Raw genomic sequence first — 13,569 nt, 5'->3', positions numbered from 1 at the left:
CTCCTGACGATCAGCGACTGGCGACGAAGCTCAGCCAGTCGCCCTTTTCCTGGGCGGTGCAGGCGCGACCGAGGACTTCGTCGCAGTTGCGCTTGAACCATTTCTCGACCTTGGCCGGGTCGGCGTAACGCCCCGGCGATACCGACAGCGCCATCGGATCGATGCGCTTGCCGCTGCGCGCCTGGCCGGCGGCGCGCGGGTCCTTGCCGTGGCAGGTGGCGCAGGCCGGCGTATCGGGCTTGCCGAGGCCGAATTCGGTGAAATACAGCTTCTCGCCGCGGCCGGCGGAGAAGCCGGAGAAGCCCGGGGTTTCCGCCTTGGCGGCGGTGGCGTAGCGGGCCAGCTGGTCTTCGAGGGCGCCGGCGCTGGCGGCCAGCGGCAGGGCGGCGACGATGAGCGAGAGGATGAGACGGCGGGACATCTGGCAATACTCCTGAATCGGTGACGATGCAGCGCACTGTGCCCGATGCCGCCTGAATGAAAGCTGAAGGCAGCATTCAGGCAGGATTCATCGCCCACCGCCGACGATGAGCGCCATCGCCACCCCGGAGCCCTTCATGTCCAAGCCTCTCTTCTTCCTGCTGCTGTTCGCCACTGCCGGCGCCTGTGCCGCCGACGCCGCCGATCCGGCAACCGCTTCCGCCAGCGGCGACCCCTGCCCCGCCATCCGCGCCCGCATCGCCGCCCAGAGCGGCGTCCTCAGCCAACCCGACAGTGTCCTGCTCAAGGAAGTCGGCAGCCACCAGGAATGCCGCTTCACCCGCGACGAGGTCTATCGCGCCGGCTTCGGCGAGCGCGCGCCAGCACCGGCCGAGCACCACCGGCATCGGCGCTGGCACGATGACGATGACGACTGAGCGGCGTTCAGGCGGGATTCAGCTTGCCCGGCGTAGAACGACAGGCGGGGAATGAAGAAAGCCTGTATCCGCTCATGGCGGGCACGCCGCCCGCGTGACATCATTCTGATCGTGAAGGAGTGCATCATGTCCGAACGTAATTTCCGTACCGCCCTGCTGGCCGCCCTTTTGTGCCTCGCCAGCAACCTCGCCCAGGCCGCCGATCCGGCCACCGTCAATGCCGAGCAGTTGATGACGCAGGAAGAACGCGCCGAACAGCGCAACAAGATGCGCGCCGCCAAGACCGAAGAGGAACGCGCCGCAATCCGCGCCGACAACCACCAGCTCATGAGCGAACGCGCCGCGGCGCAAGGCAAGGTGCTGGTCCCGGTCAATCCGCAGGGACCGCAGCAGGCCGGCGGTCGTCGCGGCCAGGGCCCCGGTCGCGGCATGGGCGCTGGCCAGGGTCGCCAGTAAGTGTCCATGCCTGCCGCCTGCCGCCACGCCCTGCTTGGGTTCGCCCTCGCCCTGACGCTGATCGCGCCGGCCATCGGCGATGGCCGCCAGGACCACGAAGTGGCGCGGCGGGCGCTGGCGGCCGGCGAAATCCTGCCACTCGGCGTCGTCCTCGAACGGGTCGGCCGCGAACACGGCGGCGAAGTCCTCGAAGTCGAACTGGAACACGACGACAACCGCTGGATCTACGAGGTGAAGATGCTGCGCCGCGACGGCGGCGTCAACAAACTGATCGTCGACGCCCGCGACGGCCGTCTGCTTGAAGTCAAGGGCCGCCACGGGCGCCGGGGAGGACGGCACTGATGCGCATCCTGCTGGTCGAGGACGAACCGACGCTGAACCTGCAGATCGGCCGCAGCCTGCGTGCTGAGGGCTACATCGTCGAAGTTGCCGTCAATGGTCGCGACGCGCTGCACCTGGGCAACGAGGAAGATTTCGACGCGGTCGTGCTCGACCTTGGCCTGCCGCTGCTCGACGGCATCTCGGTGCTCAAGCGCTGGCGCGCCAACGGTCGCGGCATGCCGGTGCTGATCCTCACAGCACGCGGCGACTGGCACGAGCGCGTCGCCGGCATCGACGCCGGCGCCGACGATTACCTGGTCAAGCCCTTCCACATGGAAGAACTGGCCGCCCGCCTGCGCGCGCTGATCCGCCGCGCCGCCGGCCAGGCCGACAACGAACTGCGTTGCGGGCCGCTCAGCCTGGACCTGCGCGGCGCCCGCGTCTGCCTGGACGGCCAGCCGCTGACGCTGACCAGCCACGAATTCCGCGTCCTCGCCTACCTGATGCAGCGGCGCGGCCAGGCCGTCACCCGCGGCGAACTGTCCGAGCATGTCTATCCGCTGGACAGCGAGCGCGACTCCAACACCATCGAGGTCTTCGTCGGCCGCCTGCGCAAGAAGCTGCCGTCCGGCATGATCGAAACCCTGCGCGGCCTCGGCTACCGGATGAACGACACGCCATGAGCCAGCCCGGCGCCTCGCTGCGGTTTCGCCTGCTCGCCGGTACCCTGACCTGGATGCTGGCCACCGTCGCCCTCGCCGGCTGGTGGCTGCAAGGGATGTTCGAGGAACACCTGGCCAACCAGTTCCGCGCCGAGCTGACGATCCATCTCAACCAGTTGGCGGCGAATCTCGAACTGACGCCCGACGGCCGACCGACGCTGGCCCGGCCGCTCAGCGACCCGCGCCTCGAGCGCCCCTACGCTGGCCTGTACTGGCAGGTCGACCGGATGCCCGAAGGCGGTGACAGTGGCAAGCGCGGCGAGTTGCGCTCGCGCTCGTTGTGGGACGCCGAACTGAGCGTCCCCGGCGACCAGCTCGCCGATGGCGAACGGCACGAACACCGGGTGAGCGGGCCGCAAGGCGCAAGGCTGCGCATGATCGAACAGGTCCTGCAGCCGGCCGAGCGCCCGGAAATGACCTTGCGCCTGATCGTCGCCGCCGACGAAGCATTGCTCGCTGAACCGGTGGAGCGCTTCCGCGGCCTGCTGCTGGCCGCCCTCGCCCTGCTCGCCGGCGGCCTGGCAATTGCCGCGGTGATTCAGGTCCAGGCCGGGTTACGCCCGCTCAAGCGCCTGCGCGACGAACTGACCCGATTGCGCGACGGCGAACAGGCCAGTCTGGGCAGCAAGCATCCGAGCGAAGTGCAGCCGCTGGTCGACGAACTGAATTCGCTGCTGCAACGCAATGCCGAATTCGTCGAGCGCGCCCGCAGCCAGGCCGGCAACCTGGCGCACGCGGTGAAGACGCCGCTGGCGGTGATGGCCAACGCCGCCGCCGACGAAACCGGCGAACTGGCCGAACTGGTGCGCACCCAGGTTGGCACCGCCCGCGCCCAGATCGACCACCACCTGGCCCGCGCCCGCGTCGCCGCGGCCGCCCAGGGCAAGGGACAGCGCTGCGCGGTCGGATCGGTGATCGAAGGCCTGTTGCGGGCGATGCAACACATCCACGCGGAACGAGGGCTAGAATTTTCATTCGCTGGCGGCGGCAAGCTGCAGTTCCGCGGCGAAGCCCAGGATCTCCAGGAAATGCTCGGCAACCTGCTCGACAATGCCGGCAAGTGGGCCAATCGCCGGGTCGAGGTAACTTGTGCCAGCGACGGGGCAACGCTGTCCATCGACATCGACGACGACGGCCCGGGCATCGCCGCCGCCGACCGGGCGCTGCTTCTGCAACGCGGCCAACGCGGTGACGAAAGAGTGCCGGGCAGCGGTCTCGGACTGGCGATCGTCGACGAACTGGCCGGCCTCTACGGCGGCCGCCTCGAACTGCTCGATTCGCCGCTCGGCGGCCTCAGGGCACGCCTCAGCCTGGCGGCTTAGTCGAACTTGCCGTCGTCGAGCCGGAACGGCAGTTTCGCGGTGACCTGGTCGAAACGCAGGATCTTCTTCCCCTTGTGTTCCTTGAGGAAGTCGGCGGCGTCTTCCGCCGTCGCCAGCGGCACGAACTCGTGCCCCATCGGCCCGTAAACATCCGAACCGATGACGTAGAGCGCCCGGCGGCCGTCGATCCGTTCCAGATTATAGAAATCGGTGACGTGGATGGCGGCGATCTCCTGCGACCGGTGGCCGGGCGCGTACTTCGGCAGGTCGAACAGGAACTTGAACATGTCCTTGGCGCCGTCGAAGAAATGGGCATGCCCGTCCTTCCAGGTGACGACGGCGATCCAGTTCGGGTACTTCGAAACGACCATGCCGCACACCGGGCAAAGGTCCATCTTGCCCGGCATCGGCACCTTCTGGGCGAAGCTCGTCCCCACCCAGAAAGCCGGGGCCAGCGCGATGAAGCGGCGCCGATTGATCATCCGTGCTTCATTTCCATGGCGCGACGGCGACGTTCGGCGCGGTTCTTGCGAATCATCATGACGTCGTCGGCCATGCCGAGATAGCTCTCACGCAGCGCGTCGTTGAAGCTGACCAGCGTACCGCCGTGTTTGGCCTGGAATTCCCTGGCGACATCGGCGGAAGCGAAGGAATGCTTGCTCTTCTTGGTCATCGCGTGCTTGAGGTCGGCACCGAGCAGATAGGTCAGCTTATCGACCGGCAGCAGCGGCCGCGGCTCGGCGCTGGCGGCGAAGTCCGGGCCCCAGATTTCCTTCGGTTCGCGGTCGATGTTCAGGCTCAGGCTGAGCGCCAGACAGTGGATCGAGCAGACGCCGTCGGCCAGGTCGTCGGAATACTGGACCAGCATCCGGGTCTTGTTGTGTTCCTTGCGGTCCATGCCGCAGTACGGGCACTTCGGGTACTTCTCGATGTCCTTGTCGAGCGGGTTGGCATCGGCCGCCTTTTTCGGGATGAACTGGTTGGGCGTGCCGTCGGTCTGGCAGCTTTCGGCATGCGCCACCGAAGGCAGGGCGGCCGAGGCAAGGCCGGCCAGCGCGGACAGTTTGAGCATTTCACGACGTTTCATCTTGGCTCCTCGAGGGACGGTAAATAAGCTTTGCATGTTAATGGTCCGCCGTGCGCGCAAGCTGCGGCATATTGCCGCACCAGGGAACTTTCAGGATTCGATCAGGATCAGCTTCGAGTTGACGACAAACCATGTGGCAAGCAGCGTGAACATCAGGAAGCCCGCGCCGCTGAGCAGCGCCAGCCGCGCCGAAACCCGCGGCAATACGGCGCGCAGGCTGGGCACGGCGGCAAAGAACTGCAGCGCCCCGGCCGCCATGCCCGCCGCCGCGCCGCCGAACAGCGGCAGGTAGAGGGCATAGCCGCGATAGTCGTACTCGGTCTTGAGGATGCAGAACGGGCAGTGATGGTGCGGATGCTCGTAGATGTAAAGGGAAATGAAGGAAATCACGCCAGTCAGCGCGATCACGAAACCGGCGGCGGCGGCGATGCCAAGCCAGCCGCCGTCGAGCCGGCCGCGGCGGCGCCAGTGCAAGAGGCCGCTGGCGACGGCGACGCTCATGCCGGCGTAGAACAGCCACAGCGCGGCGCGCGGTTCGAGGCTGGAGACTTCGGCGGTCAGGGTTTCGGCTTCCTCAGAAAACAGGCTGCCGCAGCAGGAGGTGATGACGTTGGCGCGCAGGCCGGAGAAATAGCGGTACTGCAGCCAGAAATTCAGCATCAGCAGTGGCAGCAGCAGGAGCAACAGGCCGTACTTGGCGCGCACCAGCGGATAGTCGCGCGCCAGGTTGTCCACATGGTTGATCGCCAGCCAGACCAGGGCGCTGAAAAACACCAGCATCTGCACGATCAGCGCCGGGAAGCCCCAAGCGTTGACGTTGAGCGTGCCGACCGCGCACATCGCGCCGACGAACATCACCGCCAGGCGATCGGCGTTGAACACGAAGAGCAGCAGGGTGGCGAGCTGGATCGCCATGACGAAGGAGACCAGCGTCGAGAACAGGTAGGTGCGCCGTTCAAGCACCAGTTGCCGCTCCGAACCGCTGCCGATGTCCCATTCCCTGAGCACGCTCAGCGCGAAGGGCGCCGCCGCCGCCAGCATCAGCACGGCAACGGCAGCGGCCAGCAGCAGGGCGATGATCGCGGGCTGGAACAGCATCCGGGTCTCAGGCCTCGATGAGCTTGCCGTCGCGCATCGCGACGACGCGATGGACGGCGGCCGATTCGACGACCAGCGGGTCGTGGCTGGTCAGCAGCACGGTCTTGCCGGCCGCCGTGAAACTGGCGAGCAGCCCCATGAACTCGCCGGCCAGCGTGCTGTCCAGGTTGGCGGTCGGCTCGTCGGCGATGATCACCTCGGGATCGTTGATCAGCGCGCGGGCGATCGCCACCCGCTGCTGCTCGCCGCCGGACAGCCATTCAACTTTGGCCTGGGCGCGCTGGGTCAGTTGCAACTGTTCGAGGAGCGCCATCGCCGCCGCGACCAGTTGCGCGCGCGGACGCCCGGTCGGCAGCGCCGGCAGGATGATGTTTTCCAGCGCCGAGAGGCCGCGGATCAGGTTGAACTGCTGGAATACGAAGCCGAAGCTGCGCCGCCGGATTTCGGTCAGGAAGCGTTCCGGCAAGCCGGAAACCTCTTCGCCGCGCAGACGGACCCGACCGCTGGTCGGCCGCGCCAGGCAACCGACGATGGTCAGCAGCGTCGTCTTGCCGGAACCGCTGGGACCACGAAAAGCCGTCACCTTGCCGGCTTCGATACGCAGGTCGATGCCCTGCAGGGCCCAGTACTCGTTGTGCTGGCCCTGGTTGAAGGCCTTGTGGACGGCGGAGATTTCGATCATCGCATCACAGTGTCGGGGTCGGTGATGGCCGCCCGCCAGATCGGCACCAGGACGGCAGCCGTATAGGGGAAGACCGTGAAGAAGAACAGGGTGGCGACCTGCAGGCCGTCGACGGCGGGGAACAGCGCGAATTCCGGGTAGACCACCGACCAGCCCTTGAGTACTGGCGCGAAGAGCGGCGCGCCGAAATGGAAGACATGCACCCAGGCGGCCAGGAATCCGCTCGCGAAGGCGGTCAGCGAAACCACCAGACCTTCCCACACCTTCATCCGGATCACGTCGCTGGTTTCCCAGCCGATTGCCTTGAGGATGCCGATTTCGCGCTTTTCCTCGGCCGACAGCCCGGCCGCCTTTTCCCAGGCGAAGATGGCGAAGGTGAGGATGACGCCAACCAGTACGGTGAGCAGGATGCCTTCGCGCCAGTCGAAGATGTGCTCGTAGGTACGCAGCATCTCGTCGCGCAGGATCGGCCGCGAGTCGGGCAGCGCTGCCGCCAGTTTGCTGGCGACGTTGCCGACTTCGAGCGGATTGCGCACCGACAGCGCGATATCGGTGTAATGCCCGGCCGGATACGCGAAGAAGGCGCGGAAATCGGCTTCCGCGAGCAACACCAGAGTCGCCGACTGGAGTTCGGAATCCGGCGTCAGCAGGCTGGCGACGCGCAAGGGATAGGGCTGCCCGCGATAATCGGGGAAGGCGAGCGTGTCGCCGACCTTCAGCTTGGCGGCGGCGGCCAGCCGCGTGCCGAGCATGACGCTGCCGACCGCCACTTCCGCGTCGGGACGCGCCATGAAGACGAGCTGGCTGCCGGATCGCGGGTCGCGATAGTAAGCCCAGAGCCGGGCTTCCTTTTTCTGGACCCCGCGCACCCGCCCGATGCTTTCCAGATAACCCGGCGGAATCAGATCGTGCCGGCCGGCGACCAGGCGCTGCAGGACGACTTCCGGCGAACCGGCAAGGACATGGGTAGCTTCGCTGCGCAGCGCGCTGGCAAACAGACTCAGCGACGCCAGCACGAAAACCAGCAGCGTATAGACGGCGAGCAGGCCGAGATTGCGCGCCTTGCGCCGGGCCAGCGAGCCCAGCGTGAAATCGATCAGATGCAGTTGCCGGTCAAGCCAGGAACGCATCAGCGGCACACGGCGGGAAAGTGGCGCACCATGTCACAGGTACTGGCGCACGGCAGCGACGACCTGCTCCGGCGTGCTGCCGAAATTGAGCGTGGACACCAGCTTGCCCTCGGCATCGACGACATAGGTCGCCGTCGTGTGGTCGATGGCATAGCTGCCATCGGGCTGTACCGGCCCCTTGCGATAGTTCGCCCCGAACTGGCGCAGCACCGCCGCCACCTCCTCCGGCGAGCCGCTGACGCCGAGCAGCGCGGGATGGAAGAAAGTCGCGTATTGCGCCAGATGGGCGAGACTGTCGCGTTCCGGATCGACGGAAATCATCACCATGCGGACGCGCGCACGCTCCTCTGCGGTCAACAGCCGGAGCGCCTGGGCGCCGGTCGACAGGGTGGTCGGGCAGATGTCGGGACAACTGGTATAGCCGAAGTAGACCAGCAGCACCTTGCCGCGCAGGGTTTTCGTATCGAAGGGGCCGTCGACCGCGTGCAGGACGAAGTCGCCGCCCGCCGGCAGCTTGCTGGCCGGTGCCTCGCGGTCGACCAGGAACAGGGCGGCAGCAAGGAAAATCGCTAACGCCGCGGCGATGGCGAACAGGAAATGATGACGTTTCATGCGCGCGCGCCCCGAGCGGACGACCGTGGCAGGCACGGACACCGGCTCGCCCCGCCGGCCAGTTGGAAAAGAGAAGACATGGCCGCGATGGTAGCGACTCCGCGAGGGCAGATGATGCGACAAATTGTCGCACACGAACTCACCGCGAATGCGCGCTACGCCGCCTCATTCGCCGCCACTGCGTGCCGGCTGGGTAGCCGGAAGCGCGCCGAAGCGTGTCGCCAGGGTGAAGACCACGAGATTGAGCACGGTGCCGACGACAAAGCCCTGGATCTGGCCGGGACTCTGCAACACGTACTGCCAGACCAGGGTACCGGCGACCCCGGCCGCCACCGCCGCGTAGAAGGCGGCCGGCGTCGTGCGCCAGCCCATCAGCACCGCCACCAGCGGCACCAGGATCGAAGGCGCCCAGTAGTCGTAAGCCGCCACCAGGATATCCAGCACATTGGGAATCAGCAGGGCGAACAACAGGGCGAGCACGCCGGTCAGCAGATTGCCCAGGCGGGCGATGTTGAGCGCCTGCCGTTCGTCGAGCGGCGTCCGCCGCAACGGACGCGTGACGTCCTGCACGAGAGCCACCGACGAGGCGTTGAGGAAGGAATCGGCCGACGACATGACGATCGACAGCACGCCGGCGATGATCAGCCCGGCCAGGCCGACCGGCATCACTCGCCGCACCACTTCGGGCAGCGCCAGGTTGGCCTGCAGGCCGGGATCGAGTTGCAATGCCACCAGACCGATGGCCCCGGCGATCAGGAAGAAGGGCACGGAAACGACGGCGCTCCAGAAATTGCCCTTGGCGGTATCCGACGCGCTACGGCCGAGCAGCAGACGCTGCAGATAGGGCGGCACGAGCGTCTCGCCGAACATGAAGACGAGGAACAGGGAGAGGAAGGAAAGCAGCGAGCGCTGTTCGCCGATGATCTCCAGGTGGGAGGCCGGAATGCCGGCGACGAAGGCGGCCCAGCCCCCGACTTCGGCCACCCCGAAAATGAACACCAGGGGAATGCCGAGGATGATCAGCCAGAATTGCAGGATGTCGGTCCTGACCACAGCCGCCATGCCGCCCAGCGTCGAATAGAAGAAGACGATGCCGGCGCCGACCAGGATGCCGAGCAAGGGCGGAATGCCGAGGAAGACCTTGAAGATGGCGCCCATGGCGCCAATCTGCGCGCCCAGGATGCCGGCGCAGATGAGCATCGAGAATATGCCGGTGATGACTCTGGCCCGCCGTCCGTAGGCCGGCTCCATCAGGTCGCCGACCGAGATGGCGCCGGGGAAGCGGTGCATGCGGGGGGCGACGAAGCAGGCGACGAGCATGATCTGCAGGCTGAAGCCCATCAGCGCCAGGGGATAGGCCAGGCCGCTGGAAAAGACCTTGGCCGCGTTGCCGGTGGAAAAGCCGCCGCCGATGAAGGACGCGGAAAGCGTGCAGAAGATGGCGAGCCAGCCGTAATTACCGTGCGACACGGCGAACTCGCGGAAACTGCCGAGTTTGCGGCTGGCATAACCCATGTACAGCACGATGGACAGATAGACCAGGATGATCAGGTGATCGAGCATGACGGAGCTTTCGTTGCGTGACGACGGCAAAGAAGATCGACCACGCCCGCGGCAGCCTTGCGCCGCCAGAGGGTTCGTGGCCGCGGCGCGCCCGCGCCGGCATGTGCCCTTGTCATCACCCCGGAAAATCGCACAAACCCGACCGCCTGGCAACCGCCGATTCCCCGATCAGCGCATCCCTTGGTGATTTTCCGCGCAGCGGGACGGCCGATTGGCGCTGCTGATGCTCACTCCCGCCAATGTTCGGCGACCCAGTCGACCGGCCGCAAATAGCGTTTCAGGTGACGGCCAAGCGGCTGCCCGCGCTGCGCGTCGAACAGGCCGGCCAGGTGGGCCAACGGTGGCGCATGCGCGACGGCATCCGACCAGCGGCCGGCGATCGCGTCGGCCGGGTCGGGTTTGCCGGGGAACATGACGATGCGCGCATCGCGCGGCAGGCGCGCCGGGCGCAGGTAGCGCAGCGGCCACGGGCCGAGGCAGTCGAGGCGGAAATGGCGCACCCAGGCGGACGGGAAAAAGCGGACCCCGCCGCGCACGCGTTTGGTCACGTAGCGCTGCTCGAACTGGAATTTCCCGGCCAAACCTTCCGGGTCGGCGCGGAATTCTTCGAGCAGGTAGGCATGGCCGCCGATCGGGAAGCGGAAGACCGAAGTCTGGCCCAGGCGTTCGAGTGGCTTGATCCAGTTGCGCGCGAGGATCACCTCGTCGGGCTGGCCGACGGCGAACAGTTCGTCGAGCGGGCCGGTGACCACCACGTCGAGGTCGAGGAAGAGCGCGGTGCCGCGCAGGCCGGCGAGGTCGGCGTTCCACAATGCGAGCTTGCGAAACTTGCCAGGCGCGTTGGTCGGCACCGGACAACCGAGGTCGGGCAGGTCGTGGCAGATCACCTCGGGGCGGATACCGTGCTGGTCGTCGGTGAAGCAGACGAAATCGAAGGGCGGCGTGAGCTGGCGCGCCACCATGCCATACAGGCGATTGACGTATTCCGGGCCGTAGCGCGTGCCCCACTTGATGCAAAGGACTTTGCGGTCGTTCATGACGTACCTTTCGGAGATTCCGTCCGCCCGACCGGCCCCCTGCCCGTCGCCGCCAGGACAAGGCGCAGGAGACGCTGCGGCGTCTTGAGCAGTTCGAGCAGGGTGTGACGGTAGGCGGCCGAACATTGCGGACGCAGGCGGATCGCCTGCAGATGGCGCGCATAGCGCGAATGGATTTCGCGCCAGCTTTGCGGATGGCGCGTGTTGGTCTGCGTGGTCCCGTCGTCCCGATAGCGGATGCGCCGGCTCGGGAAGGGATAGGCCCAGGCTCGCGTGCGCGCCGCCAGCGGCTGGAAGAAGTGCCAGGTTTCGCCGCGCAGGATGTCGTCGAAACGGATGCCGGCCAGCCGCTCGAGGGCGATCACGTGGGTCTTGGCACCGTACAGTCGGCGCCCGTAAACGTAATCGGCAAACCAGTCCACCCGCCCTTCCGCCGTGATCGCGCGCTGCCCGGGCTCGCTGTCGCCGCAGGTGTTGGAGATCAGCCAACCGGCCTCGGGATGCGCCGCCAGCATCGCTGCCGCGACCTCCAGCGCACGCGGTTCGAGGCGGTCCTCGTCGTCCATGAAGACAATGTGATCGCAGCCTTCGCGCCAGGCGCGGTCGATGCACAGGTTGCGCGCCCGGTTCGGGCCGCCGTTGCTTTCGAGGCGCATCATGCGCAGGCGGCGGTCGGCGAGCCAGGGCAGCACCGGCGCGTAATCGACGCGCGAAGCGTCGTCGCAGATCAGCATCTTCCAGTGCGGATAGGTCTGCGCGTGCAGCGAACGGATCGCTTCGATCAGGTGGGCCGGCCGGTTGCAGGTCGGCACGACGATGCCGAAGACCGGCGTTTTTTCCGTCGGCGGCGGGTTGACCGCAAGCAGGCGGGCCGTCGCACGGGCCAGCGCAAGCCTGAGGTCGACGGCCGGCAAAGCGTAATTTTCCGGTGCACTGTCCGGCCCCTGCAGCCGCGTGGCGAGATCGGCAAACGCCACCTCGCGCATGCTGCGCTCGCGCCCCGCCTGGCGCAGTGCCGCATCGATCACCGGCGCCGGACTGACCGTCTGCGGGCGTAGTGCGACGGCCGGCTTGCCGGCGGCGACCGCCTCGCTGAGCATGCTCAGGCTGTCGCGGGTGACCAGCACGATCTCTGCCGCATCGAGGAAAGCCGGCAGCAGGCGTTCCGGTGCGGCGTGCCACCAGACGGCGCCGACCAGCCAGTCGGCCCTGATTTCGCGGCGCAGGCGAGCTTCGACCTCGGGCGGCGTACGCCGCGAAGTCGTCAGCAGCCAGCGCCAGCCCTGCTCGCCAAGCCGGTTGACCGCCTCGACCAACTGCGTCCAGTCGGCCGCCGTGTAACGATGGCTGCGCGAATCGCCGCCGATCAGCAGCGCCGCCAGCCGCGCCCCGCCGCCTTGAGCGAAGGCCGCGCGCAGCCCGGCGCCGGCACCGGCGATTTCGCCCGGCGCGATGTCGGTGAGCAACAGGCCGCTGGCGATGCTGCGCGGGTGGCCGGGCACGACCTGCGGACTGAGCACGACATCGCACCAGCGCGCCGGCAGCGGCGCCGGATCGCCGCAATAGACGAGCCTCGCACCGCTGCGCCGGGCCAGGCTGACCGCATAGTGGAAGCCGCGCCCGCCGCTGACGACGATCACCCCGGCCGGCGGCGGTGGCTCGGCGGGCAGCTGGTAGGCGAGGCGCAGCAGGCGGTCGGACAGGCCACGCCGGGCCAGCGTGCCGGCCAGACGCAACAGCGGACGCAGAAAACCGCGCAGGGTCAGGCGGACCCGGTATTCGACCAGATCGGCCCGGCAATGCGCCGCCAGCGCCCGGGCCAGCCCGCGCGATTGCACCAGGTGACCGGGACTGCCTTCGTCGATGACCAGGATGCGGGAGACTTCAGTCAAGCGCCCGCTCCGCCGCGCGCGCTTCGGCATGGTCCCAGGCGGCGCGAATCCACGGCGCCGGGCGGATGAACTTGTAGCTCTTCTTCCAGGCCGGTGCCGGCCAACGGCCGTCGACCGCCTCGTGCGGGTTGGGCACGCCGGGAAAGGCGACCACCCGCGCGTCGGCCGGGTGCGTCGGCGTCTTCCAGAAACGCAGCGGCCAGGGCGGCACGCAGTGCGTCTTGAACAGCACGCACCAGGCGTCGGGCCAGAAGACCAGTTCGCGCACGGTGCGCGAGATGTAGGTCTGCGAGTTGCGGAAGGTGGCCAGAATCGCGTCCTGCTCGGCAAGCAGGCGGGTGAGCAGGTATTCGTCGGCGCCGACGGTGAAGCGGTAGACCGAGGTGTTGCCGATGTTGCGCCCGGGCTGCGTCCAGTTGCGCATGACGACGAAGCTTTTCTCCGGCTGGTAGGTGAAGAAATCGTCGAGGCTGCCGAGGATTACCACGTCGAGGTCGAGGAACAGCCACTGGCCGCTGAAACCGAACAATTGTTCGCTGGCGGCGTAAGTCGTCAGCTTGCGCCAGCCGCGCCGGTTGTACGGCGCTGGCAAGGCGATTTCCGGGCAATCGTGGCATTCGACCTCGGGCCGGATGCCGGCGCGCTCGTCGGTCAGACAGACGAAGCGCAAGGGCCCGGCGATGTTGGCGCGCACCATCGCGTACAACCGGTTGACGTATTCCGGGCCGTAGAGCTGGCCCCATTTCATGCAGAGTACCTGTTTCACCTTGCCTGCCTTTATTTGTGATGG

Annotated in this window: 16 protein-coding genes; 5 read left to right on the top strand and 11 right to left on the bottom strand. The window is 67.2% G+C overall.

Features of this window, described 5'->3' with window-relative positions; all coding sequences use genetic code 11:
• Window positions 1-10: 10 nt before the first annotated feature.
• Complete coding sequence (locus ACLIIZ_RS12785; RefSeq protein WP_416692643.1) at window positions 11-421, bottom strand: DUF1924 domain-containing protein; 411 nt, start codon at window positions 419-421, stop codon at window positions 11-13.
• Window positions 422-557: 136 nt separating this feature from the next.
• Here ACLIIZ_RS12785 and ACLIIZ_RS12780 point away from each other — a divergent pair, with 136 nt between their 5' ends.
• From ACLIIZ_RS12780 to ACLIIZ_RS12760, 5 genes are all read left to right on the top strand, one after another.
• The gene (locus ACLIIZ_RS12780; protein WP_416692641.1) at window positions 558-857 is read left to right on the top strand and encodes a hypothetical protein; all 300 of its coding nucleotides are present in this window, start codon (window positions 558-560) and stop codon (window positions 855-857) included.
• A gap of 126 nt (window positions 858-983) precedes the next feature.
• Window positions 984-1,313: a hypothetical protein gene (locus ACLIIZ_RS12775; RefSeq protein WP_416692639.1), complete on the top strand. Its 330-nt coding sequence runs from the start codon at window positions 984-986 to the stop codon at window positions 1,311-1,313.
• Window positions 1,314-1,319: 6 nt separating this feature from the next.
• Entirely contained in the window at window positions 1,320-1,655 is a 336-nt protein-coding gene (locus ACLIIZ_RS12770; RefSeq protein ID WP_416692637.1) for a PepSY domain-containing protein, read from the top strand.
• A complete protein-coding gene (locus ACLIIZ_RS12765) occupies window positions 1,655-2,317 on the top strand; it encodes a response regulator (RefSeq protein ID WP_416692636.1) in 663 nt (220 codons plus the stop codon). The genes ACLIIZ_RS12770 and ACLIIZ_RS12765 overlap by 1 nt, the downstream gene beginning before the upstream one ends.
• Window positions 2,314-3,678, top strand: coding sequence for a sensor histidine kinase (locus ACLIIZ_RS12760; protein WP_416692634.1), 1,365 nt, complete (start codon window positions 2,314-2,316; stop codon window positions 3,676-3,678). Before ACLIIZ_RS12765 ends, ACLIIZ_RS12760 begins: the two co-directional genes overlap by 4 nt.
• Here ACLIIZ_RS12760 and ACLIIZ_RS12755 read toward each other — a convergent pair.
• The 10 genes from ACLIIZ_RS12755 to ACLIIZ_RS12710 all read right to left on the bottom strand — a co-directional run bounded on the left by ACLIIZ_RS12755 (window position 3,675) and on the right by ACLIIZ_RS12710 (window position 13,527).
• The gene (locus ACLIIZ_RS12755) at window positions 3,675-4,160 is read right to left on the bottom strand and encodes a nitrous oxide reductase accessory protein NosL (protein ID WP_416692633.1); all 486 of its coding nucleotides are present in this window, start codon (window positions 4,158-4,160) and stop codon (window positions 3,675-3,677) included. The two genes, ACLIIZ_RS12760 and ACLIIZ_RS12755, sit on opposite strands and share 4 nt — an antisense overlap.
• On the bottom strand, window positions 4,157-4,765 hold the full coding sequence (locus tag ACLIIZ_RS12750) for a nitrous oxide reductase accessory protein NosL (RefSeq protein WP_416692631.1): 609 nt from the start codon (window positions 4,763-4,765) through the stop codon (window positions 4,157-4,159). Before ACLIIZ_RS12750 ends, ACLIIZ_RS12755 begins: the two co-directional genes overlap by 4 nt.
• A gap of 90 nt (window positions 4,766-4,855) precedes the next feature.
• The gene (locus ACLIIZ_RS12745; protein WP_416692629.1) at window positions 4,856-5,863 is read right to left on the bottom strand and encodes a hypothetical protein; all 1,008 of its coding nucleotides are present in this window, start codon (window positions 5,861-5,863) and stop codon (window positions 4,856-4,858) included.
• A gap of 7 nt (window positions 5,864-5,870) precedes the next feature.
• The gene (locus ACLIIZ_RS12740; protein WP_416692627.1) at window positions 5,871-6,545 is read right to left on the bottom strand and encodes an ABC transporter ATP-binding protein; all 675 of its coding nucleotides are present in this window, start codon (window positions 6,543-6,545) and stop codon (window positions 5,871-5,873) included.
• Complete coding sequence (locus tag ACLIIZ_RS12735; RefSeq protein ID WP_416692624.1) at window positions 6,542-7,675, bottom strand: ABC transporter permease; 1,134 nt, start codon at window positions 7,673-7,675, stop codon at window positions 6,542-6,544. Before ACLIIZ_RS12735 ends, ACLIIZ_RS12740 begins: the two co-directional genes overlap by 4 nt.
• A gap of 33 nt (window positions 7,676-7,708) precedes the next feature.
• Window positions 7,709-8,287, bottom strand: coding sequence for an SCO family protein (locus ACLIIZ_RS12730; RefSeq protein WP_416692622.1), 579 nt, complete (start codon window positions 8,285-8,287; stop codon window positions 7,709-7,711).
• 165 nt (window positions 8,288-8,452) lie between these two features.
• Window positions 8,453-9,850 (bottom strand): sodium:solute symporter family protein, encoded by a 1,398-nt coding sequence (locus tag ACLIIZ_RS12725; RefSeq protein ID WP_416692620.1) that lies wholly within the window; start codon window positions 9,848-9,850, stop codon window positions 8,453-8,455.
• A gap of 227 nt (window positions 9,851-10,077) precedes the next feature.
• Entirely contained in the window at window positions 10,078-10,887 is an 810-nt protein-coding gene (locus ACLIIZ_RS12720) for a glycosyl transferase (protein WP_416692617.1), read from the bottom strand.
• A complete protein-coding gene (locus ACLIIZ_RS12715; RefSeq protein WP_416692615.1) occupies window positions 10,884-12,779 on the bottom strand; it encodes an ELM1/GtrOC1 family putative glycosyltransferase in 1,896 nt (631 codons plus the stop codon). Before ACLIIZ_RS12715 ends, ACLIIZ_RS12720 begins: the two co-directional genes overlap by 4 nt.
• Complete coding sequence (locus ACLIIZ_RS12710; protein ID WP_416692613.1) at window positions 12,772-13,527, bottom strand: glycosyl transferase; 756 nt, start codon at window positions 13,525-13,527, stop codon at window positions 12,772-12,774. The genes ACLIIZ_RS12715 and ACLIIZ_RS12710 overlap by 8 nt, the downstream gene beginning before the upstream one ends.
• Between the last annotated feature and the right edge of the window lie 42 nt (window positions 13,528-13,569).

It is taken from the genome of Azonexus caeni (assembly GCF_048146105.1).
GTDB lineage: Bacteria > Pseudomonadota > Gammaproteobacteria > Burkholderiales > Rhodocyclaceae > Azonexus > Azonexus aromaticus_B.
This window is presented reverse-complemented; position numbering and strand designations above follow the sequence as displayed.

Bases quoted from the DNA above. Each gene is read 5' to 3' on its own strand.
- ACLIIZ_RS12785 (WP_416692643.1), bottom strand. From the start codon at position 421: ATGTCCCGCCGTCTCATCCTCTCGCTCATCGTCGCCGCCCTGCCGCTG.
- ACLIIZ_RS12780 (WP_416692641.1), top strand. From the start codon at position 558: ATGTCCAAGCCTCTCTTCTTCCTGCTGCTGTTCGCCACTGCCGGCGCC.
- ACLIIZ_RS12775 (WP_416692639.1), top strand. From the start codon at position 984: ATGTCCGAACGTAATTTCCGTACCGCCCTGCTGGCCGCCCTTTTGTGC.
- ACLIIZ_RS12770 (WP_416692637.1), top strand. From the start codon at position 1,320: ATGCCTGCCGCCTGCCGCCACGCCCTGCTTGGGTTCGCCCTCGCCCTG.
- ACLIIZ_RS12765 (WP_416692636.1), top strand. From the start codon at position 1,655: ATGCGCATCCTGCTGGTCGAGGACGAACCGACGCTGAACCTGCAGATC.
- ACLIIZ_RS12760 (WP_416692634.1), top strand. From the start codon at position 2,314: ATGAGCCAGCCCGGCGCCTCGCTGCGGTTTCGCCTGCTCGCCGGTACC.
- ACLIIZ_RS12755 (WP_416692633.1), bottom strand. From the start codon at position 4,160: ATGATCAATCGGCGCCGCTTCATCGCGCTGGCCCCGGCTTTCTGGGTG.
- ACLIIZ_RS12750 (WP_416692631.1), bottom strand. From the start codon at position 4,765: ATGAAACGTCGTGAAATGCTCAAACTGTCCGCGCTGGCCGGCCTTGCC.
- ACLIIZ_RS12745 (WP_416692629.1), bottom strand. From the start codon at position 5,863: ATGCTGTTCCAGCCCGCGATCATCGCCCTGCTGCTGGCCGCTGCCGTT.
- ACLIIZ_RS12740 (WP_416692627.1), bottom strand. From the start codon at position 6,545: ATGATCGAAATCTCCGCCGTCCACAAGGCCTTCAACCAGGGCCAGCAC.
- ACLIIZ_RS12735 (WP_416692624.1), bottom strand. From the start codon at position 7,675: ATGCGTTCCTGGCTTGACCGGCAACTGCATCTGATCGATTTCACGCTG.
- ACLIIZ_RS12730 (WP_416692622.1), bottom strand. From the start codon at position 8,287: ATGAAACGTCATCATTTCCTGTTCGCCATCGCCGCGGCGTTAGCGATT.
- ACLIIZ_RS12725 (WP_416692620.1), bottom strand. From the start codon at position 9,850: ATGCTCGATCACCTGATCATCCTGGTCTATCTGTCCATCGTGCTGTAC.
- ACLIIZ_RS12720 (WP_416692617.1), bottom strand. From the start codon at position 10,887: ATGAACGACCGCAAAGTCCTTTGCATCAAGTGGGGCACGCGCTACGGC.
- ACLIIZ_RS12710 (WP_416692613.1), bottom strand. From the start codon at position 13,527: ATGAAATGGGGCCAGCTCTACGGCCCGGAATACGTCAACCGGTTGTAC.